Raw genomic sequence first — 25,999 nt, forward strand, 5'->3', positions numbered from 1 at the left:
TTGAATGAGGTGATTTCCCTATTGTGGACGTTAAAACGATTTTTGACGCCTTATAAGTCAGCCGCCATACTCGCCCCACTCCTCATGGTGCTGGAGGTAGCCATGGACCTGCTTCAACCGAAGCTGATGTCCAGTATCGTTGATGATGGTGTGCTTGCAGGTGACCTGCCCCATATTGTACGTACAGGGCTGTTCATGCTTCTGTTTGCCCTCATTGGCTGGGTTGGCGGAGCAGGCTGTACACTCTTTTCCAGCAAAGCGTCTGTTGGATATGGCACTGATCTGCGCCAGGAGCTGTTCGACCATATTCAAACCTTTTCCTTCCGTAATTTGGACACATTCCAGGAAGGATCGCTCATCACGCGTCTAACGAGCGATATTACGCAGATGCAGACCTTTGTACAGATGCTCCTGCGAATGTTCATCCGGTCGCCGATGCTGATCATCGGCAGTATTATTATGGCATTTACGATCAGTATCAAGCTGGCGCTGATCCTCATGATGACCGTACCCGTTCTCTTTGTCATTCTGTATATTCTCATATCCGCTTCCTATCCGCTGTTTGCCAGCGTGCAGAACAAGCTGGATCAAGTCAACGCCGTTCTGCAGGAAAATCTCGCTGGGATTCGTGTCGTCAAGGCTTTTGCACGGGCAGGCACGGAGAAAAAGCGTTTCAATCAATCCAATGAGGATTATACGGGAACAGCGGTGAAAGCCTGGCGCATTGTTACGCTAAATGCACCTGTACTCAGCCTGATGCTGAACGCGACGATCGTAGCCGTATTGTGGTTTGGCGGGTTTCAGGTTGTAGGAGGCGATATTGCAGCCGGGGATCTGATTGCTTTTATCAACTATGTAACGGTGGTGCTCTCCTCCCTCACTTCCATCGGCATGATGATGATGAGTTACTCCAGGGCGAAGGTGTCGGCTACGCGGATCAACGAGGTTCTATATACAGAGCCGGAGATTCAGTCAGGCCATGAAGCTCATAGAGAGAATGCATTGCAAAATCAGGCCATTCAGGTTGGCTCCAATCCGGCATCCAGGGTTACTCGCCGAACAGGTGAGGTGGAATTCCGGGACGTTTCGTTCCGTTATGACGGCGAAGATGCCCTCACGGGAGTTAATCTTACTGCGAGAGCAGGGGAAAAGGTGGCTTTACTGGGTTCCACCGGTTCAGGGAAGACATCACTCGTGCAGCTCATCCCTCGCCTATATGATGCCTCACTCGGTGAAGTACTTGTTGGCGGCGTTAATGTACGGAACTGGGATCTTCAGCTGCTGCGCAGCAGAGTGTCCATTGTATTGCAGGAATCCATTCTGTTCAGCGGCAGCATTCGGGATAATATCGGCTTTGGCAGACCGGATGCCACGGATGCCGAGATCCGTGCGGCGGCGCGGGCAGCGGCAGCGGATGAATTTATCATGAACCTGAAAGATGGATACGACACGGAGCTTGGACAGCGGGGAGTCAATCTCTCCGGCGGGCAGAAACAGCGTATTTCCATTGCGCGTGCCCTGCTCATGCGGCCGGATGTTCTTATTTTGGATGACAGTACGAGTGCAGTCGATCTGCGGACCGAAGCAAGCATTCAGAGAGCACTGCATTCCCTGATGAAAGACAGTACAACCTTTTTAATTGCACAGCGCATATCTTCGGTGAAGGATGCTGACTGCATTTACGTGCTGGATGAGGGGCGAATCGTGGCAAGTGGTACACATGACGAACTCATGGCCAATTCCACACACTATCAATCCATTTATGATTCCCAACAACGGAAGGAGGATGTTCAATTTGGCTAAACCTGCATCTTCCTCCGCACAGCCACCTGTCGTTCCTCCCATCGGAAGACCTGGACCGGGCCGGGGGCCTGTTCCGAAAGTAAGAGCCAAGAATGCCAAGCACGCCATCCTCCGAGTATGGTCTTACATGGGACGCCATCGCAAAGGGGTTATTATGGCTCTGGTCCTTACCGCTCTAGGAACACTGCTTAATCTGGCGGGCCCCTACCTTCTGGGCCGCGCGGTGAATGAGCATATTGTTCCGAAAGTGACGGACGGCCTTTTGAAGGACTGCCTCCTGTTATTAACGGTATACGTCTTGAGTTCACTCATGATGTGGGGACAGTCTTATGTCATGATCGGCGTATCCCAATTGACGGTGAAGGATCTTCGTCAGGCTTTGTTCTCCAGGCTGCAGCAGCTGCCCATAAGCTTTTTTGACAAAAATCAAAGCGGAGACCTGATGAGCCGGGCTACCAATGATATCGATAACGTGTCCACTACCCTGAATCAGAGTGTGACTCAGCTGATGTCCAGTGCAATCCTTCTTGTCGGTTCGCTATCGATCATGCTTGCTCTGGATATCCGGCTGACGCTTCTCAGCCTGGTGACCGTGCCGTTAATCACCATTGCGACCAAGCTGATCGCTTCCAGAACACGCAAACATTTTTCAGCCCAGCAGAAGCTGCTCGGTGAGCTGAATGGTTATGCGCAGGAAACGATCGCCGGACAAAAGGTGGTTGCCGCCTATAACCGTCAAGAACAGGCGCACCAGCATTTTGAGAACCTGAATGAAAAGCTGCGTACAGCCAGTACGCAGGCCCAGACCGTATCCGGGCTGGTTGGACCTACGATGAACGTCATGAACAACATTGGATTTGCCATTCTCGCAGCAGTAGGTGGATGGATGGCTTACCACGATTTAACGTCCATCGGACTGATTGTAAGCTTTCTTGCCTATTCCCGGCAGATTGAGCGACCACTTAACGATCTTGCAAACCAGTACAACCTGATTCAGGCAGCCATTGCCGGTGCTGAGCGTGTGTTTCAGATTATGGATACACCAAGTGAGTACGAGGAGAAACAGGAGAAGCAGCTGGATCACATTCAAGGTAAAGTTGTGTTTGAAAATGTATCCTTTGGATACCATTCCGATAGAGAGATTCTGAAAAATGTCAGCTTTACCGCCCAGCCTGGCGAGATGATTGCTCTGGTCGGGCCAACAGGTGCCGGTAAAACAACCATCATTAACCTGCTCCCCCGCTTCTATGAAATTACAGGCGGAAGCATTACCATAGATGGCACGGACATCTCGGAGCTGGAGAAGGATCACCTCCGGCGCGGACTCGGTATTGTGCTGCAGGATGCCTACCTGTTCTCGGGAACCATTCGTGATAATATTGCCTACGGTAAGCCGGATGCGACCGATGAGCAGATCAGGCAGGCAGCTCAGCTGGCCAATGCCCACTCCTTCATTCGCAAGCTGTCCCAAGGTTACGACACCCCCATTATTGCGGGCGGAAGCAATCTGAGCCAAGGACAGCGGCAATTGCTGACGATCGCTCGGGCCATCCTCGCCGATCCGGCCATTCTTATTTTGGATGAGGCAACGAGCAGTATTGATACCCGGACGGAAATGCAGATTCAGGAGGCGATGCGCACGTTGATGAAAGACCGGACCAGTTTCGTCATCGCCCATAGACTGAGCACGATCCGGGAGGCAGATCAGATACTGGTGATCGATTCCGGCCAGATTGCCGAGCGGGGTAACCACGAGGATCTCATGCAGCAAAAAGGATTTTATTATCAGCTTCATCAAGGTCAGCTAAACTGATCCATTAACTGAGCGACAACATAAATACGCCGCACGAAAGTTCCGTTATATTCGGACCTGTGCGGCGTTTTATTTGTTCTTGGAGGGTACCTCTTAAGCAATTATTCCACGGCTGCTACTGGGAGCTCCAGTGTAAACGTAGAACCGACTCCCACTTCACTGCGCACCGTAATTTCTCCATGGTGGTCATGAGCAATCTTCTGGCAGAGCGCCAGCCCAAGCCCTGTCCCTTCTTCCTTCGTTGTATAAAATGGATTAAATATATCGGCAAGGGCATTATCCGGTATGCCGCTTCCCGTATCCGTAATGGATGTATATGCTTTGTCTCCTTCATGAACAAGAACAATATGTACTTCACCCGGATCATTCATTGCTTCGAATGCGTTGCGTATCAGGTTGATTAACACCTGTACAATTTTATCCCGATCCATATGAACCAGAACCGCTTGTCCCTTCAGCTCAAGCGAAATCCGGTGTCCACGGGATGCTGCATCTGACTCGGTTAATGACAAAACACGTTCAAGGCATTGGCCCAGCCTCTCCGGTTTCATTAGATGAGCCTGAGGCTTGGAAAATTGCAGGAATTCTGCAGTCAGGTCCGTAACCCGGATCACTTCACCCATAATCACTTCATACCACGGGGCAATATTGTACGCTTGTCCGCGTGACAGCTGTAAGAATCCACGAATGGCCGTGAGCGGATTACGGATTTCATGTGCCATGCCAGCGGCAAGTTCTCCAACAGCCCTGAGCCTTTCCGAACGGTAGATCTCTTCTTCATTCTTGATCCATTTGCTGCGCTGTGCCTGAAATAGCCGCTCCTCTGCAATCGTTATGAACTGCTGGAGGGTATCTGCCGTCTCAGGAAAGATCGAAATGCTATACGTAACCTGTAAACCTTTCAAATCTGTGGTTTGCATCGTACTCATTCGTTCCTCGATCCCCGAAACCTCCGGCAAAATAATCGAAAAACGATCTCCTGCATAACGGGATACCCCATATGCATCCGCAAAATGCTTGGAGATGCTCTCCCCTGTTCCCGCTATGATGGTGCTCCAATTGTCTTCCGCTTCCTTGTTGAATCCGTTGAAATTTTGGATGTTCAGAAGAATGAGCAAAAAGGAGCCCTGCTTCTCTGCCGTCTCTTGCAGAGCATTCATATATCCTTCATAGTTGAGCAGCCCTGTAAGCGGATCGTGCAGGGTGAGAAATTGATTTTTTTCGCGCAATCTGCGCTTTTCAGCTTCGCTGTTAACCAGCGTATGATACATAAAGATGATAACTATTGCTGTGAGTAGATCGAAAAGGGAAACCGACAACGTGTAGGCATCTATCGTTACATAGGATAGCCGAATCACTGTATATTCCAGCACGAGCAGGAGAGAAATGGGCAGGGTCTGCTCCACACGCTGTTTGTTCTGAATCATTGTCATGATGAGCAGGTAATATAACATGTTACACCAGTTCAATTCACTGAAATAGTGAAATATGCCGAGAAATATCCACTGAACTTTTTGCAATACAGGATATCGTCTTTCTCCATAAATGCTGGCAATAAATAAGGCTCCGGCAAGGATCATCCATGTGAGGCTGGAAGTACGGCCCAGAAAATAAGAGGACAGGATTACAAGCAGGCAACCCACCGGGAAAATAACCCTTTTCATCGTGTACGTTAGCAAACAGCCTCGCCCCCTTTGACAATCTACTCACATCTAACACTTTATTTACATGCATTATATCGATTATGATTAGCTAATGTTGTCGATTAATGGAAGCTCTCCAAATTGGTAAGGATAGGGCTCAAGGATTATATACCATTTATTTAGCATCTTGAATAGCGATCCTGCACATAATCCATCCTTTTTCTGGTATGTTATAATACAATAATGGATTTATTTTCAATAAAATCGGAAGTTGCAGGTGATTCTCATGGTAGAACGTAGAAGACCATTCGGAATTGGCACATTTTCGCTGCTTATTGTGGCTTTGGGATTTGCATTTAATTATGCATGGGGACCTGAGGATTTTCGGTTCAGTTATTATCTATTTCATCAGATGAATTGGCCCATCTATAGCAAAGGAGACGAAGGATTTGTCATCCCAACTATAATAACTGCGATCTTCTGGATCCCTGCCATCATCATTGCAAGAAAACACAACGTACACTATGGTACAAAAACTGCTTCGATCCTGGCCGGAATGATGCTGCTCGTCTGTTTCATCGGCCCTTTGGTTACTGTAATCGAGTGGCTGATCCATTCTTAAACACAAAGCCAGCGCTCTGACGTTCCAGAGCGCTGGCTTTGTTCATTCCTCTCAACATATCTATTTCTTCGCCATATATTTGCGGATATCAAATGCAACAGCGGCAACAATAATTAATCCTTTAATAATCAGCTGCCAATAGGGACTTACACCGATAAAGGTAAGGCCGTAGTTGATAACCCCGAAAATGAGCACACCGGCCATAACGCCGGGCACTGTACCGATGCCTCCGGCTGTTGAAACGCCGCCAACGACACACGCCGCTATGGCATCCAGCTCATACATATTGCCGTAGTTATTCGTCGCTCCGCCTGTGCGCGCTGCCTCCAGCACCCCCCCCAGTCCATACAACGCTCCCGCAATGGCATACAGGGCAATCAAATTACGTGCGACGTGAATTCCCGACACATGCGCGGCCTGGATGTTGCCGCCGATGGCGTACATATTTTTACCGAGGCGGGTTTTGTTGAAAACGACCCAACAGATTAAGGCTACTGCAATCGCAATCAGTACAATATAAGGGATCGAGTAGCCACCACCCAGATCAATATAGCCTGATCCGATCACCGTGAAGTCCGGTCTAAGTCCTCCAATCGGCTGTGACTGGTTGGGCTCTGTATCAAAATAAATCGAGTTAAACCCATATACGGCCACCATCGTTCCCAGTGTGGCGATAAATGGAGGTACATGCAGCTTGGCGACTATAATTCCATTTACCAATCCGACAATCAGACCAGCTACAATTCCGATGAGAATGGGCAACCCCACCCATAAATGCGGCAGATCCGGGAAGAAGCGGTTGGCATATTCGTCAATTTGCAGCATGGACGCGGATACCACAGCCGTCAGACCTACCACCCGGCCAGCAGACAGATCGACCCCACCTGTGACGAGAATGAAGGCCGCCCCGAGTGCAATAATGGCCCGTGTGGAGGATTGCTGCAATATATCCCGTAGGGTAGAGAAAGCAAGGAAGTTCGGGTCCGCGATGGCAATGCCGATGACAAGCAGAATAAGTACGATAAAGATGGCGCGCTGCGTTACATACTGTTTCACCTGATTGATTACTTGCGTGTTCATCTGTTTCCTCCTGTCTAAGCCATCCGCTGCTGAGCGGCCAGCCTCATAATTTCCTGCTCTGTGGCGTCGGCTCCGTCTACAATGCCCGTCAGCCTTCCTTCACTCATCACCATGATCCGGTCCGACATCCCAAGCAGTTCAGGCATCTCCGAGCTGATCATGATAATGCTTTTGCCCTGACGAGCCAGTTCCGTAATAATGGTGTAGATTTCAAACTTGGCACCCACGTCAATTCCCCGCGTCGGTTCATCAAGCAGCAGAATTTCCGGGCTGGTCAATAACCAACGTGCCAGAAGCACTTTCTGCTGATTCCCTCCAGACAGGTTGCGAATCAGCGTGTTAACGGAAGGCGTTTTGGTTCTGAACTTCTGGGTTTGCTCCCTTGCCTCTTCGCGTCCCTTCTTTTCATCCAGCAGCCCAACCCGGTTTCGGTACCTGCCCAGACTCGCAATGATCGTATTTTCATACACGGATAACACGGGAAATATGCCCGTAACCCTACGCTCCTCGGTCAGCAGCGCCATATGATGACGTTTCGCCGCGGCGGGTGAGTTGATCTTCACTTTGCGTCCATGAATCGAAATTGTGCCTGAAGCGAGACCGCGCAGTCCGAACAAGGATTCGATCAGCTCCGTCCGCTGCGCTCCCACGAGTCCGCCAATACCAAGCACTTCGCCTTTTCGGAGCTCAAACGTAATATCCCTGAACGAGTGGGCCTGGCTGGATGTTAACCCTTCTGCCTTCAAAATCACTTCGCCAGGAACGTTGGTCCGTTCCGGAAAGCGTTCGTCCAGATCCCGTCCTACCATGCGGGTGATGATCAGGTCGGTAGTCAGATCAGCGGCATCCCAGGTACCGACAACAAAACCGTCACGCATAATGGTGACTTCGTCCGAAATCGTGAGGATTTCCTCCATTTTGTGCGAGATGTAGATAATCGACACGCCGCGGCTGCGAAGCTCGTTAATGATGGCGAATAGCTGCTCTACTTCCTTACCTGTCAGGGATGAGGTCGGCTCATCCATAACAATGACTTTCGATTGAAAAGAGACCGCTTTGGCGATTTCCATGGATTGTATTTTGGATACGGATAATGTTCCTGCCTGTGCCTTCGGGTCGATATCCAGATTCAGGTCTTTAAACAAGGCCAGGGTATCGGCATACATCTTCTTCTCGTCGACCAGCAGCCCTCTCATCGGGAAACGTCCCAGCCATATATTCTCCATCACGGGACGATGAGGCACCGGATTCAGCTCCTGATGGATCATGGATATGCCATGCTGCAGTGCTGCTTTGGAATTCGGAATATCGACCTCTTTTCCATCGATTCGAATCTTCCCTTCATCGGGTCGGTACATGCCGAACAAACATTTCATCAGTGTCGATTTCCCTGCTCCATTCTCTCCCATCAGGGCGTGGACCGATCCGGGCTTCACCTTCAGGGTGACCTGACTAAGTGCCTGCACACCCGGAAACCCCTTCGAAATTCCGTCCATCTCCAGCAGATAAGGTGATGCCATATTGGTTCCTCCCTTCCATATGCCCAGAAAAAAAGGACGCCACCGGTAAGACGGACGTCCCTCTCTGCTGCTGTTATTGGGCGTCGGCAATGTTGTCTTTCGTAATTTTCTTGTAGGCGATCCAGACATATTTGCCATCCGTAATGTCATACCCCGTATTTTCCTTCGTTGGCGTCTCACCCTTGGCGAGTACCGCAGCCAAAGCCACTGTTGCTGCGCCCTGGTTCTTCGCATCATTCAATACGGTGCCCAGCATCGTGCCGTCCTGAAGTGCCTGAATGGCAGGAGCGGTTGCATCCACACCTACGACAGGCATCGCCTTGCCGTCCTTAAAGTATCCTGCTGCCTTCAATGCCTCGATAGCACCGAGTGCCATGTCGTCATTGTTGGCAAGTACAGCTTCAATCTTGTCGCCGTGGGAAGCGAGGAATGCCTGCATTTTCTCCTGTCCTTTGACCCGATCCCACATCGCCGTGTCTTCCGCCAGTGCCTCTACTTCAATACCGGCATCCTGGATCGCCTGTACGGAGTATTTCGTCCGCAGCTCTGCATCCTGGTGACCCGGCTCGCCTTTCAGCATGACGTATTGCAGTTTGCCGTCCCCGTTTTTGTCCGCTTCGGGATGGGCTTTCCAGTAATCCACAATCAGCTGGCCGGAGATCGTACCCGACTCTTCCGCCTTGGCACCAACGTAATACACCTTATCCCATTTATTCATGTCTTCAGCAACCGGCTCACGGTTGAGGAACACGACAGGAATGCTTGCCGCCTTGGCCTTGTCAATGATGACACCTGCCGCCGTCCGGTCAACCGGATTCACAGCCATCGCGCTGTATTTCTTGGATACAAACAGGTCCACCTTCTCATTCTGGGTCGGCTGTGCGTTCTGGCTATCCACGATATCAAGTGTGGCTTTGCCTTCTGCTGCTGCCGTCATTGCATTCCGCACGCCCGTCATGAACGTATCATCGAATTTGTAGATCGCAACACCAATTTTCGGTGTCTCCGTTCCGCCTGCTGCCTGCTCCTCCGTACCGGTTCCCGTACTTCCACCCGCACTGTCTCCACCGCTGCTGCAGCCCGCAGCCGCAACCATGAATGCCGTAAGCAGCAGTGTCATCCACGTTTTCTTCATATCCTAATGACCTCCCCCAAGTTCATTCGGCTTCACCGATGTCTTTATTATGAAAGGGTTTACACGATTTTCGAATACAATATCTTCATCTGTTTTATCGAAATCTTCCTGTGTTCGGTTCGTGTCTTCGAGCTTCATTGAACAAACGGAAACAGCAGCTTCTGGTTATCCATCCAGAACATATTGTCCGTACTGACCAGCTTCGTTTCCAGCGTCACTCTGGTCTGCACCTGCTGATTATTCAGCCGTGCCACGGCCTGATTCAAACCAAGATACCCTGCGCTGAAGCCATTTTGCACAATAAGGTGCTGGAATACCCCTTCCTGCAGCTGCTCCAGCTGCTGCTGTTCACTCCCGAAGCCTACAATGTTGACCTGCTGCTCCAACTTGCGGCGATGCAGCTCATCCGCCGCTCCCAGAGACGCGGGCTCCTGGAGGGCAATGAAGCCGTCTACCTGCGACTCATCCAGCAGCTGCTTCGCTGCCTGCCAGCAAACTTCACGAGTGCTGCATACGGACTTGGGTTCAACCCGAATACCCGGATACTGGACCAGCGCTTCCATGACCCCCTGCTCCCGGTGGATCAGCCCTGGATTCACAGGATCGGGCCCCAACAAGGCTACACTGCCTCTGCCTCCCAGAAGTTCGGCCATTGCTTCACCTGCCTGCCGCCCAGCCTCCACATTATCCATGGATATGACACTCGTAATCCCTTCTACAGGAAACTCATCGTTGAGAACAATCACAGGAACACTAATATTGCTCTTATTCATCGTTTGGGCCTTCTGAATAATGTCACCAAGTACCTTCTCACTCAGTGGATCAACGAGCAGAGCGGAAGCGCCCTGCTGCAATGCCTGGGTCACTGCTCGGATCTGTGCCTCTTCGCGCTGACTGTAGGACGAAGCGCCCTGCCCGGACAACTCCTGCGGCTCTCTGACTCGGTGGATCGCCGAATCGGGATTGGATGGCGCATACGTTGCTGTCTCGGATGGAAAGGCCTCCACCGTCAGCAGTTCAGCTCCATGCTCCTTGGCTGCTGCTTCTGCCCCAAGCCTTATCGCCTCAGCAAGTTCACCTGTCCCAGCTGGGGTGATCAGAGCGACACGAGGTGGCGGTAGTACCGAATCGGCATTGGAGATGCCACATGCCGTACTCAGGAATAAACAGCAGCCCGCCGCAGCGATCCCCATACATCTGAGTGCACGAAGGATGGACGGACTGAATTTCTTGATGGAGTCTGCACTAATAATCCTGCTGATGATTGCTTTATCTTCCTTACCTTTTATCATAATAATCGCCATCCTCCCGTTCGCATTGAACCGGTATCCGAATCCAGACCGTCGTTCCTTCCTCCAGCTCACTCTCGAATTCAAGACCGCACCCTTCCCCGTAATAGAGCTGAATCCGGTCATGCACATTGCGTACGGCTACCCCTGATCCAGCACCACTCTTCACGATGGGACTGCCCTGAAGCAGTCCTGCCACCTGCTCCTCCGTCATGCCGACACCATTATCCGTGATGCGGAATACCAGCTGGCCGCTCTCCCGATAGACGCGGATCTCAATGCAGCCTTCATCCGTGTGATACTCAATCCCATGCACGATGGCATTCTCAATTAACGGCTGAAGAACCAGCTTCAGTGTCAGACATTCGAGTGTATCCTCATCTGCATCCAGGCTGAACCGGAATTTGCGCTTGAACCGCATCTGCTGAATGGTCAGGTAATGGTGCGCATGCTCCAGCTCTTCGCGGACAGTAATAATGGTTTTCCCTTGGCTGAGACTTATGCGAAATAGGCGTGAAAGCGATGTGATCATGGTGATCACTTCTTCATTGCGACTCATGCCCACCATGCGCACGACAGAGTTCAATGTATTGTAGAGAAAATGAGGATTAATCTGGGCCTGCAATGCTTCAAGTTCGAGACGCCGTTTCTGTTCCTGCTCATGGATGATCTCATTCATCAGGGTACGAATCTTGTACACCATCAGGTTAAACCGACGGGATAGCCGCTCCACTTCAAGCGGTCCCTGAACAGGCAGCTCAACATTGAAGTCCCCTCTCTCCACGGCTTTCATCTTCCGCTCCATCCGCCGAATTGGACGTGTCAGACTGGAAGAGAGCAGCATGGACACGAGAATAACGAGTATTAACACAACCAGCAGTACCCGAACAAGATAGCCATTGACCTCCTGCCGGGTTGTCATGATTTCATCCAGGTAGGCCACACCGACAATTTTCCATCCGATATTGGCTACAGACTTCACGGTATTCAGTCTTTTCTGTCCATCCGCCTCATCTTCATAACTGCCTGTCGCCACCAGGGCCTGTTCGATATTTTCGCTTTTGAGTCCCATGTACATCAGCTGCTGCTGCGGATGATAAACAATGTTGCCTGCGCTCTCGTCGATGATGTAGACATATCCCCGCTGCCCCAGACTGACCCGGCGGCTCAGTTCATCCATCTGTTTGAAATTGATATCCACCAGCAGAATGACCTGTCGATCCTGACCATTTTGCCGTACAGTAATGCCTTTGCTCATCGATACGACCCACTTATAGGGGCCTGAGTACATGTTCTGAATATGAGGCAGTGAAAAGCTAAGGTGGTCCGGCACTCTGAGCGCAGATTGAAACCACCCTTGCTGTGTCACATGGGCGCTTGATTTTAGCTCGGCGGAAGGTCTGTTCTTGAGCAGTTCGCCCTTGGAGTCGAGCAGTGTAATGGAGATAATGTCCTCCCGGCTGCTGAGCAGGGTATCCAGCTGTTTGTCCACCTGTTCTCCTTCCCAGGTTCCGTCCCGCAGCATATGCTCCTCGATGGCTCTGTACAGATGCGACATGCTCCGGACATAGTCCTCCAGGTTGTAGCTGACCTGATCGACGATCTGCCTCGTTGTCAGTTCAGCGCTTCGTTCGGCAGCCTGTGTGAATTTGTCATGCAGAAGCAGGGCCATGATGGTGAGCACAAGTACAATGAAGATGGAAAAGGACCACGTGATAATCGACCGAATACTGCTGACCTTCGAGGATCGAAGACGGAAACGCAGCCGGAGCCATACCAGGCCTATCCATCCGGCTAACGTTCTCATCGTTCTGCACCTTCACGCGTTGTCAGCGCGAACTGCTTGCGATATTCTTTGGGCGAGACGCCGATATGTTTCTTGAAGCAAAAACTGAAATAATTCGGTTCGGCGAAGCCTACCCGCTCCGCGATCTCAAACGACTTCAGCTCCGTGGAGCGAAGCAGTTCCTTGGCCGCCTCCATACGGATCTGCATCAAATATTGCAGGAAGGTAAGCTGCACTTCTTTTTTGAAAATGCCGCAAAAATAACCTGAACTGATATGCAAATATCCGCATACCTTCTGTATGGACAGATCGGGATCGGCGTAATGTTCCTTCGTAAACCGCAGCGCCTGCTCCACAATATCCTTGTATACATGCTGGCGCCCGCTGGCAATCCGGTGCTGTACGAGCACGCAGACCTCCCTCACTTTGTCCTGTGCTTCAGACAGTCCCGGCAATCGGAACATATCCGCATACAATTGGAAACCGGAACCGAAGATATCCTCCATGTCCTCACCCGATGCCTGCGCGGCCTTCCACACCGTCGTCAACACCTCAATCAGGTACAGCTGGATGTCCCCCCGACCATGCTCCACCGTAATTTCCCGGAAAATGATATCCAGTGCATCTTCAAGCTCCGTTCTGGTTCCTGCCTTGAGCGTACGGGTCAGCGTCTGCTGCTTCAGCTCGTCAAAACGCAGCTTGCCTGCAGTCTGCCGCTCCACGTCTGCAATATAGATCAGCGAATCGGTCCCCGGCACCAGTCTGTAGTCGAGCGCCAATAATGCATCCTCATAAGCGTGTTTCACATCCGAGAGGGTATCAACCATGGATCCAGAACCCACGGTGGCCGGGATGCGCAAGTAGTGATTAATGCTGCGGATGACATTTTCAAGGGCCTGCTGCTGACGTTTCTCCCCTTCGCCCTGTCCCCAGCGATCAATAAAAAGCAGAACAATGGCTTCCTGGTGCATAAAAGCATGTCCTGCTCCGTGTTCCTTCCATACCTCTTCGGCAATGTTAAGTGCAGCGAACTGCTTCAGTTCCGCATCCTCGGAGTGACGCAGTGATCCCCCGGAACCGTGGGTATTCTTATTCTCCGATACGTTGTCTGCCTTAACCGATGCCTGAGTATTCGCTCCCACTTGATGGCCATTCTTCTTCCCGTCACCCTCCATGTGCAGCGTCAGAACGGACACCCCATAATGCTCACCGTTGAGGTCCAGACCGCACTGTTTGGCTTTGTCGTGAATATACGCCGGCGATTTCTGCCGATGCAGCAGCGTAGCCATCAGATCAGCCTGCACCAGCGGCAAGCTTGTATAATAATGATCCCGCAGCTGCTGAACGTCTTCGCGTTCTGCCACCTCAGATGCCATCTGCGCTCGCAGACGTGTAAGCAGTTCGGTCAGATGCCCGGCTGAGAACGGCTTCAACAAATATTCATCCACACTCAGTGAGACCGCCTGCCTGGCATAATCGAATTCATCATACCCTGTCAAAATGACAACCTTCACTAGCGGGTTGCGTTCCCGCAGCCTTCGCGCAAGTTCCAGTCCATCCATAAACGGCATGCTGATGTCGGTTACCACGATATCGGGCTCAACTCTCTCGGCCATCTCCAGCGCTTCACGGCCATTCTCTGCCAAACCGACGATTCGCAGATCCAGGGCCTCCCAATCTACCTCTATGACTAATCCTTCGCGTACGTCTTCTTCATCATCCACCAGCAATACCCGGTACACGTCCGAATTCCTCCCCCAGCTCTTTAAAATAATGCAGGATGCCTCATGTATATGTCGTTTCGATCCAAGGTTGCCATCATACTATACAATATTATTTCATTTGTGTAACCGCTTACTTTTGGGAGGAGAAAATAGCATCAGAAACGATTAGATGAAGACGGAAATAGCAGATGGCTTGAAAGTGGTGCGCAGATCATCAATAAGCCCTGACCCGCTCAACAGCGGATCAGGGCTATCATTCGTATGAAGTCCAAATCAACACAATTTTAATTACGATTGCTTTGACTCTTAGTATCTTTTGAATCAATCCAAGTGATGAGTTTCCTTCTCCTGCTCCACGGGACTCGCATTTAACCCTTTTACATATATCATCGTTCGATCTGGATTCGTATGTCCCATCATTTCAGCCAGACGATGCAGTGGAACACGCTCAGCCATGGCATAGCCAAACCGATGACGCAGATCATGTGAACTTAGTCCTTCCAATCCGGCTGCGGTCATTACTTTTTTAATCAAATGGCGAAGCGCCCTTTCGGTCAAACGATCATTAGTCTTCTCCGAAGGGAACAGGTAAGGGCTACCTGGATTCAGACTTTCCATATACTTTCTCAACATCGTAACACACACCGTATTCAGCGGAATTCTTCGTTGTCCGTTTCGTTTATCGGCCCGCACCGTAAGCTGCCCGCTTCGCTTGCCCAGTTCGATATCGACTGGCTCCAGATTGCATACCTCCATCGTCCGCAGCCCCGTATGAAACATCAAGATCAAGATGGTCTGATCTCGCAGGGAATTCCCCTGTTCGACCGCAGAGAGGAAAGCTTCTTCTTCTCTGGCTGTCATTCGGCGAGGGCTCACCTTGTCTTCGGGGATAAACTTTAATGGTTTGGAAGGATCACTGCTAATTTTGGACTCTGCTGCAGCCCATTTGAATAAACGCTTCAGTGTAATCAGTCTGCGGTTAATCGTAGCTGGCTTCAGCTGCAAAACGTTCTGCGAATAGTCACGGTAGCTCATTAATGTGGACAGATCCATGTTATCAATCCGGATATCCTTTTCTCCAAATGCCGTATTTGCTTTGCACCATTCAAGAAAATGTTTCAGATCACTCGCATATTCCCTTAATGTTTTGGGAGTCAATTTAGCCTGAATGGTAAGCATATGTATGAATTCCTGAACAACCATTTCCCCACGCACCGGCACACCAGAAACCTTATCCATTAGAAAAAACCTCCAAATCTTGACTTATATTAGCGGACATGGTATTATCATATTAATCGATACATTAGCGGACATCAAGTCTGCGGTTTAAATACACCTGATTAGCGTTAATTTCTCATTAGCTCTTATCAAAATGGTCGTTTAAAAACTTATTTTTTGGAGGAATCACATGCAAACAGGTACAGTGAAATGGTTCAACGCGGACAAAGGGTTCGGTTTTATCGAAATTGAAGAAGGAAATGACGTTTTCGTTCATTTCAGCGCAATCCAAAGTGACGGTTTCAAAACATTGGATGAAGGACAACGCGTTCAATTCGAAGTAACCCAAGGTAACCGGGGACCACAAGCTGAGAACGTTACAGTCATCTAATTATATTCAAGCTGCCTTTACAGGCAGCTTTTTGTTTTTATACTCTTCCTTTTCTATTTGGATTAGCAGACTGACCCGAACGCCAAAATCATACAAAGCGAGGGATTATGATGGATAAGGAACAATTGATAGCCGAAGTAGCCAAAGCTGGCGGGTTCTCCAAAAAGAATGCAGACAAGGCCGTAACTGTCGTCCTTGATTCGATTCTAGAGGCCTTAAAAGATGGCCAAGACGTTCAGCTTGTCGGATTCGGAAAATTTGAGGTGCAAACGCGTGAAGCACGTATGGGCAAAAGTCGGAGAACCGGCAAGGAAATCCAGCTTCCGGCAGGGAAAGTTCCTGTATTTACAGCCGGATTAATGATGAAAAAAGCTTTAAATTAAAGCATACAACAGTACCGGAAAGAAGGTTTTTATTAAAACGAACAACAATAATTATAATGCTAATGCAACATTTTCTACGGTTGATGACATTCTTAACTATTATTCCGACAAGAAGACCAACCAGGATAACCCAAAGGATCACACCCATTCTACAGCCCCTTCAGGAGCGTCTGAACACACTTCATCATCACCCACTCGCTAACTGACCCTTTCATATTGGACAACAAAAAGCCCTGCTCCGCTTATAAACGTCCAGGGCTTGAGTTATGTTTATTCCAACACCCAGGGAGCATGTATCTTGGGGACATCATTAATCAACTGCCTTGTATAGGGATGCTCTGCTTGGTGAATGACCTCCTCAGCCTTTCCTGCCTCCACCATCCGCCCGTGCTCCATGATGCAGATCGTGTCGCTCACATAATAAGCGAGACCCACGTCATGGGTGATGAACACAATGGTCATCTTGTTCTCATCACGCAGCTTGAGCAGCATATCCAGAATAGTGGAGCGCGAACAGGCATCTACCATGGAGGTGGGCTCATCGGCGATCAGCACTTTTGGGTGCAGCATGAAAATTCTCGCAATCATTAACCGCTGCATCTGTCCACCGGACAGCTCGAACGGATATTTGTTGTACAACTCCTCAAACTTCAGGTTCACGAAGGAACAAGCTTCCTTCATTTTGATGTATGCCTCATCCTGGCTGAGCTTCAAACCTTGCAATTTAATGCAATCCACGAGCAGCTTCTCTACCCGGTGAAAAACATTAAACGAGGAGAACGGATCCTGGAAAATCGCCTGGATATCCTTCCAGTAGGCTTTGCGTTCACGGTATCGTCCGAGCTGTCTCGGTTTCCCGTTATATTCGATGGCGCCACTCGTTTCTTTCAGCAGGCCCATAATCATCTTCGCAAGTGTGGTCTTGCCACTGCCGCTCTCTCCTACAATCGAAATAATCTCGCCTTCGTGAAAATCAAAGCTGACATCGTCTACCGCCGCCTTTTTACGGTTGCCTGTACCGTATATCTTCGTCAGATGACGGCCGCTGATCAGTACCTTGCCCATCGCCATGCGGGTTCACTCCTTCCGGGAGTCATGAATCAAGCTGCTCCTCTTTCCTGATCTGCTCCAGGATTTCCGGTGTCAGCAGGCAGCGATAGATTCGTTCTTCGACTTGAATATTCTCAATCTTGCCCTGACGACATTCGTCTGTAACCAGCGTGCAGCGCTCTGCGAATCTACAGCCTTCAGGCACATGCTTCAGATTGGGCGGAGCGCCAGGTATCGCTGCAAGCTTATGTTCCTTCATCCCTTCTTCCGGCACAATGATGGACCCCATCAGCTTACGGGTGTATGGATGCAGTGGATTGAAGATCATCTGCTCCGCCGTTCCCCGTTCCACAATTTCGCCGGCATACATGACCATAATCTCATCCGTGACGTGATACAGAAGCGGCAGCTCATGGGTGATAAACACCAGGGACTTGATCACTTCGCGTTTCAGCAAATCCTTGAGTAGACGGATGACCGCCTTCTGTGATGTCACATCCAGAGCTGAAGTCGGTTCATCCGCAATGAGCACTTTGGGATTCAAGATGGTTGAGATGGCAATGACGGTTCGCTGCTTCATGCCACCGGACAATTCATTCGGATACATATCCAGCACATCTGGCGACAGATTCAGCGATTGGAAACGCTCGGCTGCCATCCTCCGCACTTCCTGACGCTTCATCTCCGGACGATGTTCCTTCATAATATCCTCGATGAAACGGATAATGCGCAGCGTTGGATTAAGTGCGTTCATAGCAGCTTGCGGAATATAGGCAATTTCCTTTCCGAGAATGCGGGAGCGCAGCTGCTCCTTGTTCAGCTGCATGATGTCCGTGCCATTGATCCGGATCGAACCACTGCCATAATGCAGGGGAGGGAAATAGAAGCCCATCAGGCTGAGTGCCAGTGTTGATTTGCCGCAGCCGGACTCCCCCGCAATGCCTAGCGTCTGCCCTTCTTTCAGTCCAAACTCCACCCCGTCCACCGCATAAACATTCTCTTTGAGCCGGGTACGGTAATAGGTTTTGAGGCCGCTGACCTGAAGTATAGGTTGGTCCATGGTCTTAGCTCCTTATTTTCGGATTAAAGATTTCGTCCATGCCTGTATTCATCAGATAGAGCGAGAACGTAATGACGGCAATGGCCATGGCCGCAGGAATGAATGCCCACCATGCTCCTGCTACCGGAGCTTCAAATACCAGTGCCCAGTTCATCAGAATGCCGAGTGATATCGTGTTATACGGACCGAGCCCCAGCATCGAGATGGAGGCTTCGGACAGAATGCCCGAGGCGGTCTGAAGCACAAAGGCCATGACCACATAAGACGCGATATACGGCAGAATCTCATGGATAATAATACGCGGCGTGCTGTGTCCCGAAATTTTTGCAATATGCACATGATCCCGGCTCCGCAGGGATGTTGTCTGTGCACGGACCGCCCTGGCTGTCCACGGCCAGCTCGTGATGCCAATAATGATGGCCGTTACAAGCGAACTGCGGGAATCGATACTGACCGAGATCAGAATCAAAATGATAAATGAGGGAATCACGATGAAAATATTCGTAACCGCTGTCAGGAAATTGTCCAGCATGCCTCCGATATATCCGGATACCAAGCCCATAATCAGACCTATGACCGTTGCAAAAACGCCCGCTATCAGCCCCACCCGTATGGATGTCTGGATACCATACATCAATTCCAGAAAGATATCACGCCCAAAGTTGTCTGATCCCAGCAGCAATCCATCCCCCGGAGGCTGGAACGCCATCGCTATCATCTCCAGCGGATCACTGCGATTTATGAGCGGATAGATGGTAACAAGCAGCAGCATGCCTACAAAAGTCACCGCACCGATCATAAACTTGGGTGACTTCAGCAAAATAGAGATCGAATGCTTCATGTCATTGTTCCTCCATTTGAGCAGCCTTAATGCGCGGATCAATGAAGCCATAGATTACATCAATCGTGAAATTGGCCAGCAGCACGGCAACGGCAATCAGCAGTGTACATCCTGAAATGAGCGGATAGTCAAGCTGACGTATGGCCGTGAACAGCCACGTACCTATGCCCGGATAACTGAACACAATTTCACAGATCAGTGATCCGCCAACCATGGTGCCAATGGAAAGCGCCAGTCCCGTGATCTGCGGCAGCATGGCGTTGCGGAACACATAACGGGCAATGCGGCCGTCCCGAATACCAAGCAGTTTGCTGTACAGCACATAGTCCGAATTCAGCTCATAGATGGACATCTCCCGCATGCCAATGGCCTGACCGCCAATGGTCACGAGCACAATGGACAGGAACGGCAAGGTATGGTGGCGTATGACCGACATGATAAAGTCGAAGCTTAGCTGGGGCACCATCTGGAAGTCGTATCCACCGGACAGCGGAAACCATTTCAGTGTTAAAGCAAAGACATACAGCATAATAATAGCCAGAGTGAAAAAAGGAATGGAATTGATAAACAGCGCTACAGGAAACAGCACTTTATCAAAAACACCTTTCCGGTATGCCGCGATGGCACCGAGCAAATTGCCGATCAACCAACCCACCAGGATAGCTGGGAGCTGAAGCCCCACCGTCCAAGGGACGGCGGAGGCCAGAATATCCGTTACAGGCTTCGGATATAATCCGAAGGACGTGCCGAGATTGCCTGTGAAGAGATTTTTCAGATAAATGCCAAACTGGGTCCACAGGGGCTGATCAATACCAAATTCAACGGTAAATGTCTCATACACCCGCTTGATGGAATCCGAATCAGTCATGCCTGCGGTCATTTTGGAAGCGATCATGCTCACCGGGTTGCCTTCAATCAGTCTTGGCAAAATAAAATTCAATCCGACGGCGATGATCAGGGTCAGGCCATACCAGAACACTTTTTTCGCTACATATCTGGCGTAGGCATTCATTGGATCCAGCACCCCCCGAATTTTACGGATAAGGCCATATTTGTACTAAGGTGAGAACCTTTTTGCATCTCCTAATTATGAATTTGGTAAAGTGCCTTGATGCCTGCGCCATCCATGGAAATCTGCGGCGGAATGTTGGTGCCGTCCCCTTCGGACGGGAAGCCTCTCCAGACAGACTCATTCACAGTATCAAACACCCACGGTCTGTACATTAGTGGGATGGACGGGATGTCTTTGAGCCAGATCGTATTCAGTTCGGTGTATAGGGATTTCAGTTTCGCCTCATCAGATACCGAAGGAATCTCTTCAATGATTGCGTCTGCACGGTCATTTTGGTAACGGCCCCAGTTCCAGAATGCCATCTCGCCGAGTGGAGCAACGCCTTTCGAATACATGATGGTCATGGCACGGTTCCACGGCTGGCTCGGACTCACACCGCCCGCTGGCGTGTTCATGATAATATCGAATTTGCCAGTCTGCAGGTCATTGGTCCATACCGGGGATTCCGGGAATTTGGTTCGAATCTCAATGCCGATTGCTTTGGCGCTCTGTGCAACAATCTCCAGCGCCGCATTCCAGTCAGACCAGCCGTACGGACACTCAATTTCAAACGGTCCGAGACGGGTACCATTCAGGACACGAATGCCATCCTTGCCTTTCGTAGCCCCAATCGAATCAAGCAGCGCATTGGCCCCTTCCACATCGGTGGTCCATTGCAGAGACTTAATTGCATTCTGATCAATATATTTGGACTCGGCATCCGAGTTCAAGGTCAGTGAAGGCTGCATCGGTGCAGAATAACCGCTCATTGCCAGTTCGGAGATCTTGTCATAGTTGATGCTCATGGCAATGGCCCGGCGGACATCCGCGTTATCCAGTCCGGCCTTGGAGAGATTGAAGAAGATGCTCGGCATGGAACCCGGGAGATAGTAAGGAGCATCTTTCAGATAGGTTTTGACCGGAGCGCCGCCTTCCCACATTTTCCACACCTGCGGGATAAACTGTTGGGAGACGTCCACTTGCCCACTCTTGAAAGCCAGATCCCCTGCTGCATTATCCTTGTAGATCACATGGGTGATATACTTCGGTGCCGGCAGCTTGCCGAACAGCTTCTGTCCCCAGTAGTTGTCGTCGCGAATGATGGTAATTTTCTGATCATTGTAGAAGTGCAGCTTGTAAGCTCCGGTGCCCACCGGATTATCGTTGATTTCTTTGCGGATCGCTGTCAGATCATTATTATTTTTCTTCTCAATCTCTTCCCAGATATGCTTCGGCAGCATCGGGATTAACTCAATGCTATCCAGGACGGTCAGTTTGTTGGGATTATCAGGGTTCAACTTGATTTCCACGGACTGGGCTCCGTCTGCTTTCACTTCCTGAATATAGGTCCAGAAACTGCTCCAGTTAATGTCGTATTTTTTGCCCAGTTCATAGGTGTACACCACATCATCTGCGGTAAAAGCCGTGCCGTCACTCCACTTCGCATCTGCGTTCAGCTCAATCCGCAGTGTCGTATCATCCGTCCATTCATATGACTTGCCGAGCAGCGGCTCAAGTGCTCCATCCAATTGGTTCACCATAAATAAGGTCTCATACACGAGTTCCCTGGAGTTCCCGTAATTCACAGGGAAGGCGGGATTGCCGCTGAGCAGATTGAAGTTGGTGGGAGGTCCCCACTGCAATCCATTGACATACAGCGTCTCGTTGCGCGGAGTCTCCTGATTGGTTTGTGGTGCCGGTTCATTTTGGGTCGTTGCAGCAGGTGGATCTACCGTTCCTTGCGGTTCACTTACCGACGGTGGCTGAACACTTTGGCATCCGGCCAATAGAGCAGCCGACAATAACAGGGCGATGAGCGGTTTTGCAGCACTCTTGACTCGCATCCTGAACCCCTCCGTGAATTCATATTGGTATTTGGAAGCGCTTACTTAACGATATTCTATGATATATATCACATGAAACATTCCTCCTCTTTCCTCAATGTCGAGACATTATTTTGGGCAGTCGTCCCAAAAAAGACGAAAACCAACTTCGGAATTGCGAAGTTGGTTTTTGCTAAGATGACCAAATTGGTTAGATCTTAAACGGGCTGAGCGATGTCTGAAGCTCCGAGGAAACATCGGACAGCACCGCCGCAGACGCCTTAATCTGTTCCACCGACTTGAGCTGTTCATGAACCGAACCGGCAGCCTGCTGTGAATTGGCACTGGCCGTCTGCGCATGGCGTGCAATCTCATGCACGGAAGCAACGATCTGTTCCACGCCGGCAGACATCTCCTCACTTGTCGCTGCCATGTCCTCAATTTCCGTTGCGATCCTTACGTTTGTATCCCGGATCAGGCTGAAGTTTTGTTCCGTTACACGAGTCAAGCGCAGCCCTTCCTGCACTTCATCCTTCACTCGAGACATGGCTGATAGGGACAGCAGCATGTCCTGCTCCATGGCTTTGACCAGTTCCTCAATGCGGCTCGAGGAGTCCCCGGCCTGTTCAGCCAATTTGCGAACCTCGGTAGACACAACGGCAAAGCCTCTGCCATGCTCCCCTGCTCTGGCTGCTTCAATGGATGCATTAAGAGCGAGCAGATTCGTTTGATTCGCAATCTCATGAATGGTGGTAACCATCTGGCTAATCTGTGCAGACTTCACTTCAAGCGTACGTATGACTTCATCCGTTGTAGTAACGGAAGATTCAATCGTCGACATTTGCTGAACCGTCAGCTGCACCGCTTCCCCTCCGGTTTCCGCTTGCTTCCGGGAGTACAGGGCAGATTCCGAGATGCTGGAGGCCTTGTCTGCCATCCGCTGCACTCCAATGGCCACCTCTTCCATGGCCTGCAGGTTCTCTTCGGTACTGATGGTCTGGCTCTCTGCCCCTCTAGCCACCTGTTCCACGGACAAAGCAATTTGTTCGGATTCTTGTGCTGTGCGTTCCGCAATGGTCAAGAGTATTCCGGTCGAATGTTTAGCTTTCTCCCCTGCTTGAAGACCACCCTGAATAATCAGCTGCAGGCTGCTTCTCATCTCGTTGTATCCGGCACCAAGCATGCCAATCTCGTCCTGGACGTGATCGACGACCGGCTCAGTGAAGTCCCCCGTGCCTGCACGCTTGATGGCCATAGACACCCGTTCGATCCTTAATTTCACTTTGCGGACATACAGGATAATGGCTGTAATTGCTACCCCCATCGCGAGCAAAAATACGATCAGAAATGTCTTCAGAAATGAAGAAATAATGACATCAATCAGCGATTGAGATGCCCCTACATAGAGTATTCCGATGATTTCCCCGGTTACATCCTTGATCGGCTGATATGCCGTCTGTACATTCTGTCCAACGACAACGGCCTCACCGTAGAATTTATCTCCCTGCTGCAACACAGCCTGGGCAACCTGTTCCGATACTTTTGTTCCGACAGCACGTTCTCCATCCATCATCACATTGGTTGCCACGCGCTCTTCCCCGCGAAAGATGGTAACGGTATCTCCCGATGCCTCACCGATCTCATCCACAAGTTCGAAGTTGCCCTCCATTGCGGTTTCGCCTTTGTAAAGCTCGCCATCCTTGATGGCCCAGTCGCCGGGGTGTTTGTATGTAATAATTCGATCCGCCATCTCCAAATCCCGCTTCGCCTTTTCCGTTGCAAATGTCGTAATCCCCTGTCTCATTTCCAGAATTACGCTTACCGCCACGGCTGAGGAAAATACGATAAATATGCTGATAACGATCAAACTGATTTTGGTACCGATGCTCATGCCTCGCATGTGTTGAGCCACCCATTTCCCTAAGTAATTGAGGTGATTCCGAACCGAATTTCGAATCGATTTCGATAATCACATATAGAGTTATCGGTAGGCACATTCACATTATTTATAAGTTTTCAGTGATATTTATCACAATTTTCAATGAAAAAAACCAAAACATTTCCGTGTTTTCCGTAATCATGTGCGAATGTCCTTCCGTTTGGAAATTCTGATGCCCCGCAAGTCCAACAAGATATGTCTGAATTTGTATAAGGATAAAAAAACCAAATAATATGTTGCCAGCCACATAAATTGATGATATATTTATGTTGCCGACAACATAAATGAGAAAGTTGAGGATACCATGACATCAAAAGATGCTTCGAATAAAGATCACCCTTTCCTTAGTTCAGCTAACGATGAATTCAGCGCTGAGCATTATCCGGTCAGCTTTGGTATTTTTGCTCTTGCACGCTCGCATAAAGGGCTGGCTGCTCAATTGATTCGGGATACAGGATTGTTTCCTGGTCAAGAAATCATGTTGATGCAGCTGTTCGCACAGGACCATCAATCCCAGAATTCGCTGGGTCGTACACTCCGTCTGGATCATTCAACCGTAGCCAAGTCCGTTCGCCGCCTGGAAAGTGCAGGTCTCGTTACTCGCAGTCGCTCCAAAGAAGATGGACGGGTCACCATTGTCTCCCTGACGGAAGCAGGACGCGCCCTGGAGGATCAAGTGAACTCTGCCTGGAGCCGGGTTGAGCAGATCGCTACCGCAGTCCTCTCAGATGAAGAAAAGAACTTACTGCTGTCTCTATCACAGAAAATTGCTTCACATATTGATTCATCCTTATCCTAAAAAATCCCCTAAACGATTGGAGCGAATAACATGTCTACATTCAAAATGAAAGCGATCCAAGTTCATCAATACGGTGGTCCGGAAACATTGCAATTTGAACAGGAAGTAACTCGGCCCGAACCTGCGGCGGGAGAAGTACTGGTACGTATTCAATATGCCGGAGCCATTCCGCTGGATTGGAAAATTCGTAATGGCTGGCTGCAGGACGTGTTTGTCAAAAGTCTGCCGTATACACCGGGCACAGCCATGGCAGGCATTGTTGAATCCGTAGGTGAGGGTGTCCAGGATTTCCAGCCAGGAGATCGTGTGTTTGGCAATGTGAAGGGAAGCTACGCAGAGTTCGGCATTGCTCCTGCTCAGGATCTGGTACATATGCCAGACGGACTAAGTTTCGAGGAAGCAGCAACCATTAAAGGTGGAGCCGAGGCTGCATGGAAGGCCTTGTTCACGGAAGGAGAGCTGGAATCCGGGCAAACTGTTCTGATCCATGCTGCTGCGGGCGGTGTCGGACAATATGCTGTACAGCTCGCCAAATGGAAAGGTGCCCATGTCATTGCTACGGCTTCTGGAAGCAATGTGGATTTTGTATCCTCCTTGGGTGCTGATCAGGTCATCGATTACAAAACAGCCGCGTTTGAAGAGCTGGTCCGCAACGTGGATCTCGTTGTAGAAACGGTTGGCGGAGATAATGAAGATCGTTCTTGGGGTGTACTGAAACGCGGTGGCAAGCTGGTTTCTTTAACTCAACTCCCCTCCCGCGACAAAGCAGAACAATACGGAGTAACAGCCAAGTTCAATTCAAAATTCCCGACTTCAGAGGATTTGACGATCATTGCCAAGCTTATGGCAGACGGTACCCTTCGTTCAGAAGTTGACTCCATTTTCCCTCTGCGTGACGCGGATCAGGCTCATGCCAAGAGTGAAGCCAGACGTGGCCGAGGACGCATTTTGCTGGATGTCCGCTCCATGTGATCATTGCTTCAGTGAGACTAGTTCTATCTGCCATTCCGTTTTGCAAACCGGTTAATC

The 25,999-nt window shown here is 50.1% G+C and carries 21 protein-coding genes; 7 read left to right on the forward strand and 14 right to left on the reverse strand.

Features of this window, described 5'->3' with window-relative positions:
- Positions 1-21: 21 nt before the first annotated feature.
- On the forward strand, positions 22-1,803 hold the full coding sequence (locus tag GUA98_RS12410; RefSeq protein WP_193723191.1) for an ABC transporter ATP-binding protein: 1,782 nt from the start codon (positions 22-24) through the stop codon (positions 1,801-1,803).
- Positions 1,796-3,616 carry an ABC transporter ATP-binding protein gene (locus GUA98_RS12415; RefSeq protein ID WP_193723192.1) on the forward strand — a complete coding sequence of 607 codons (1,821 nt, stop codon included), beginning with the start codon at positions 1,796-1,798 and terminating at the stop codon, positions 3,614-3,616. Before GUA98_RS12410 ends, GUA98_RS12415 begins: the two co-directional genes overlap by 8 nt.
- A 101-nt stretch (positions 3,617-3,717) precedes the next feature.
- Here the strand turns inward: GUA98_RS12415 and GUA98_RS12420 are convergent, their stop codons facing one another.
- A complete protein-coding gene (locus GUA98_RS12420; protein ID WP_227779594.1) occupies positions 3,718-5,280 on the reverse strand; it encodes an ATP-binding protein in 1,563 nt (520 codons plus the stop codon).
- Positions 5,281-5,545: 265 nt separating this feature from the next.
- On the opposite strand from GUA98_RS12420, the gene GUA98_RS12425 reads away from it, so the two are divergent.
- Entirely contained in the window at positions 5,546-5,881 is a 336-nt protein-coding gene (locus tag GUA98_RS12425; protein WP_193723193.1) for a hypothetical protein, read from the forward strand.
- Between the two features lie 60 nt (positions 5,882-5,941).
- On the opposite strand, the gene mglC is transcribed toward GUA98_RS12425, so the two are convergent.
- From mglC to GUA98_RS12460, 7 genes are all read right to left on the reverse strand, one after another.
- The gene (mglC, locus tag GUA98_RS12430) at positions 5,942-6,961 is read right to left on the reverse strand and encodes a galactose/methyl galactoside ABC transporter permease MglC (RefSeq protein WP_193723194.1); all 1,020 of its coding nucleotides are present in this window, start codon (positions 6,959-6,961) and stop codon (positions 5,942-5,944) included.
- A 14-nt stretch (positions 6,962-6,975) separates the two neighbouring features.
- Positions 6,976-8,481: a sugar ABC transporter ATP-binding protein gene (locus GUA98_RS12435; protein WP_193723195.1), complete on the reverse strand. Its 1,506-nt coding sequence runs from the start codon at positions 8,479-8,481 to the stop codon at positions 6,976-6,978.
- Between the two features lie 73 nt (positions 8,482-8,554).
- Entirely contained in the window at positions 8,555-9,616 is a 1,062-nt protein-coding gene (locus GUA98_RS12440) for a galactose ABC transporter substrate-binding protein (protein WP_110755948.1), read from the reverse strand.
- Positions 9,617-9,750: 134 nt separating this feature from the next.
- Positions 9,751-10,908, reverse strand: coding sequence for a substrate-binding domain-containing protein (locus GUA98_RS12445; RefSeq protein ID WP_193723196.1), 1,158 nt, complete (start codon positions 10,906-10,908; stop codon positions 9,751-9,753).
- Entirely contained in the window at positions 10,895-12,712 is a 1,818-nt protein-coding gene (locus GUA98_RS12450; RefSeq protein ID WP_193723197.1) for a sensor histidine kinase, read from the reverse strand. Before GUA98_RS12450 ends, GUA98_RS12445 begins: the two co-directional genes overlap by 14 nt.
- Positions 12,709-14,433, reverse strand: a complete 1,725-nt coding sequence (locus tag GUA98_RS12455; protein WP_193723198.1) for a response regulator — start codon at positions 14,431-14,433, stop codon at positions 12,709-12,711. Before GUA98_RS12455 ends, GUA98_RS12450 begins: the two co-directional genes overlap by 4 nt.
- Positions 14,434-14,736: 303 nt before the next feature.
- Positions 14,737-15,654 (reverse strand): tyrosine-type recombinase/integrase, encoded by a 918-nt coding sequence (locus GUA98_RS12460; protein WP_193723199.1) that lies wholly within the window; start codon positions 15,652-15,654, stop codon positions 14,737-14,739.
- Between the two features lie 169 nt (positions 15,655-15,823).
- Between GUA98_RS12460 and GUA98_RS12465 the strand changes: the two genes are divergently transcribed.
- The gene (locus GUA98_RS12465; RefSeq protein WP_095288763.1) at positions 15,824-16,024 is read left to right on the forward strand and encodes a cold-shock protein; all 201 of its coding nucleotides are present in this window, start codon (positions 15,824-15,826) and stop codon (positions 16,022-16,024) included.
- A 110-nt stretch (positions 16,025-16,134) separates the two neighbouring features.
- Positions 16,135-16,407, forward strand: a complete 273-nt coding sequence (locus GUA98_RS12470) for an HU family DNA-binding protein (RefSeq protein ID WP_193723200.1) — start codon at positions 16,135-16,137, stop codon at positions 16,405-16,407.
- A 270-nt stretch (positions 16,408-16,677) separates the two neighbouring features.
- Here GUA98_RS12470 and GUA98_RS12475 read toward each other — a convergent pair whose 3' ends face one another.
- The 6 genes from GUA98_RS12475 to GUA98_RS12500 form a co-directional block, all read right to left on the reverse strand.
- The gene (locus GUA98_RS12475) at positions 16,678-17,478 is read right to left on the reverse strand and encodes an ABC transporter ATP-binding protein (RefSeq protein ID WP_193723201.1); all 801 of its coding nucleotides are present in this window, start codon (positions 17,476-17,478) and stop codon (positions 16,678-16,680) included.
- 22 nt (positions 17,479-17,500) lie between these two features.
- The gene (locus GUA98_RS12480) at positions 17,501-18,517 is read right to left on the reverse strand and encodes an ABC transporter ATP-binding protein (protein WP_193723202.1); all 1,017 of its coding nucleotides are present in this window, start codon (positions 18,515-18,517) and stop codon (positions 17,501-17,503) included.
- Between the two features lie 4 nt (positions 18,518-18,521).
- Complete coding sequence (locus tag GUA98_RS12485; RefSeq protein WP_095288760.1) at positions 18,522-19,358, reverse strand: ABC transporter permease; 837 nt, start codon at positions 19,356-19,358, stop codon at positions 18,522-18,524.
- Position 19,359: 1 nt separating this feature from the next.
- Positions 19,360-20,370 carry an ABC transporter permease gene (locus GUA98_RS12490; RefSeq protein ID WP_095288759.1) on the reverse strand — a complete coding sequence of 337 codons (1,011 nt, stop codon included), beginning with the start codon at positions 20,368-20,370 and terminating at the stop codon, positions 19,360-19,362.
- A gap of 71 nt (positions 20,371-20,441) precedes the next feature.
- Positions 20,442-22,253, reverse strand: a complete 1,812-nt coding sequence (locus tag GUA98_RS12495) for an ABC transporter substrate-binding protein (protein WP_193723203.1) — start codon at positions 22,251-22,253, stop codon at positions 20,442-20,444.
- 190 nt (positions 22,254-22,443) lie between these two features.
- On the reverse strand, positions 22,444-24,132 hold the full coding sequence (locus GUA98_RS12500; protein WP_153977115.1) for a methyl-accepting chemotaxis protein: 1,689 nt from the start codon (positions 24,130-24,132) through the stop codon (positions 22,444-22,446).
- A 343-nt stretch (positions 24,133-24,475) separates the two neighbouring features.
- Between GUA98_RS12500 and GUA98_RS12505 the strand changes: the two genes are divergently transcribed.
- Entirely contained in the window at positions 24,476-24,970 is a 495-nt protein-coding gene (locus GUA98_RS12505; protein ID WP_193723204.1) for a MarR family winged helix-turn-helix transcriptional regulator, read from the forward strand.
- A gap of 30 nt (positions 24,971-25,000) precedes the next feature.
- Positions 25,001-25,942: an NADP-dependent oxidoreductase gene (locus GUA98_RS12510; protein WP_153977113.1), complete on the forward strand. Its 942-nt coding sequence runs from the start codon at positions 25,001-25,003 to the stop codon at positions 25,940-25,942.
- Positions 25,943-25,999 lie beyond the last annotated feature (57 nt).

The organism is Paenibacillus sp. P13VS, from assembly GCF_015143645.1.
GTDB classification, from domain to species: domain Bacteria; phylum Bacillota; class Bacilli; order Paenibacillales; family Paenibacillaceae; genus Paenibacillus; species Paenibacillus xylanilyticus_A.

Coding starts and splice junctions, on each gene's coding strand:
- GUA98_RS12440 (WP_110755948.1), bottom strand. CDS start 9,616: ATGAAGAAAACGTGGATGACACTGCTGCTTACGGCATTCATGGTTGCG.
- GUA98_RS12435 (WP_193723195.1), bottom strand. CDS start 8,481: ATGGCATCACCTTATCTGCTGGAGATGGACGGAATTTCGAAGGGGTTT.
- GUA98_RS12495 (WP_193723203.1), bottom strand. CDS start 22,253: ATGCGAGTCAAGAGTGCTGCAAAACCGCTCATCGCCCTGTTATTGTCG.
- mglC (WP_193723194.1), bottom strand. CDS start 6,961: ATGAACACGCAAGTAATCAATCAGGTGAAACAGTATGTAACGCAGCGC.
- GUA98_RS12470 (WP_193723200.1), top strand. CDS start 16,135: ATGGATAAGGAACAATTGATAGCCGAAGTAGCCAAAGCTGGCGGGTTC.
- GUA98_RS12445 (WP_193723196.1), bottom strand. CDS start 10,908: ATGATAAAAGGTAAGGAAGATAAAGCAATCATCAGCAGGATTATTAGT.
- GUA98_RS12465 (WP_095288763.1), top strand. CDS start 15,824: ATGCAAACAGGTACAGTGAAATGGTTCAACGCGGACAAAGGGTTCGGT.
- GUA98_RS12460 (WP_193723199.1), bottom strand. CDS start 15,654: ATGGATAAGGTTTCTGGTGTGCCGGTGCGTGGGGAAATGGTTGTTCAG.
- GUA98_RS12505 (WP_193723204.1), top strand. CDS start 24,476: ATGACATCAAAAGATGCTTCGAATAAAGATCACCCTTTCCTTAGTTCA.
- GUA98_RS12420 (WP_227779594.1), bottom strand. CDS start 5,280: ATGAAAAGGGTTATTTTCCCGGTGGGTTGCCTGCTTGTAATCCTGTCC.
- GUA98_RS12425 (WP_193723193.1), top strand. CDS start 5,546: ATGGTAGAACGTAGAAGACCATTCGGAATTGGCACATTTTCGCTGCTT.
- GUA98_RS12500 (WP_153977115.1), bottom strand. CDS start 24,132: ATGCGAGGCATGAGCATCGGTACCAAAATCAGTTTGATCGTTATCAGC.
- GUA98_RS12475 (WP_193723201.1), bottom strand. CDS start 17,478: ATGGCGATGGGCAAGGTACTGATCAGCGGCCGTCATCTGACGAAGATA.
- GUA98_RS12490 (WP_095288759.1), bottom strand. CDS start 20,370: ATGAATGCCTACGCCAGATATGTAGCGAAAAAAGTGTTCTGGTATGGC.
- GUA98_RS12450 (WP_193723197.1), bottom strand. CDS start 12,712: ATGAGAACGTTAGCCGGATGGATAGGCCTGGTATGGCTCCGGCTGCGT.
- GUA98_RS12485 (WP_095288760.1), bottom strand. CDS start 19,358: ATGAAGCATTCGATCTCTATTTTGCTGAAGTCACCCAAGTTTATGATC.
- GUA98_RS12510 (WP_153977113.1), top strand. CDS start 25,001: ATGTCTACATTCAAAATGAAAGCGATCCAAGTTCATCAATACGGTGGT.
- GUA98_RS12480 (WP_193723202.1), bottom strand. CDS start 18,517: ATGGACCAACCTATACTTCAGGTCAGCGGCCTCAAAACCTATTACCGT.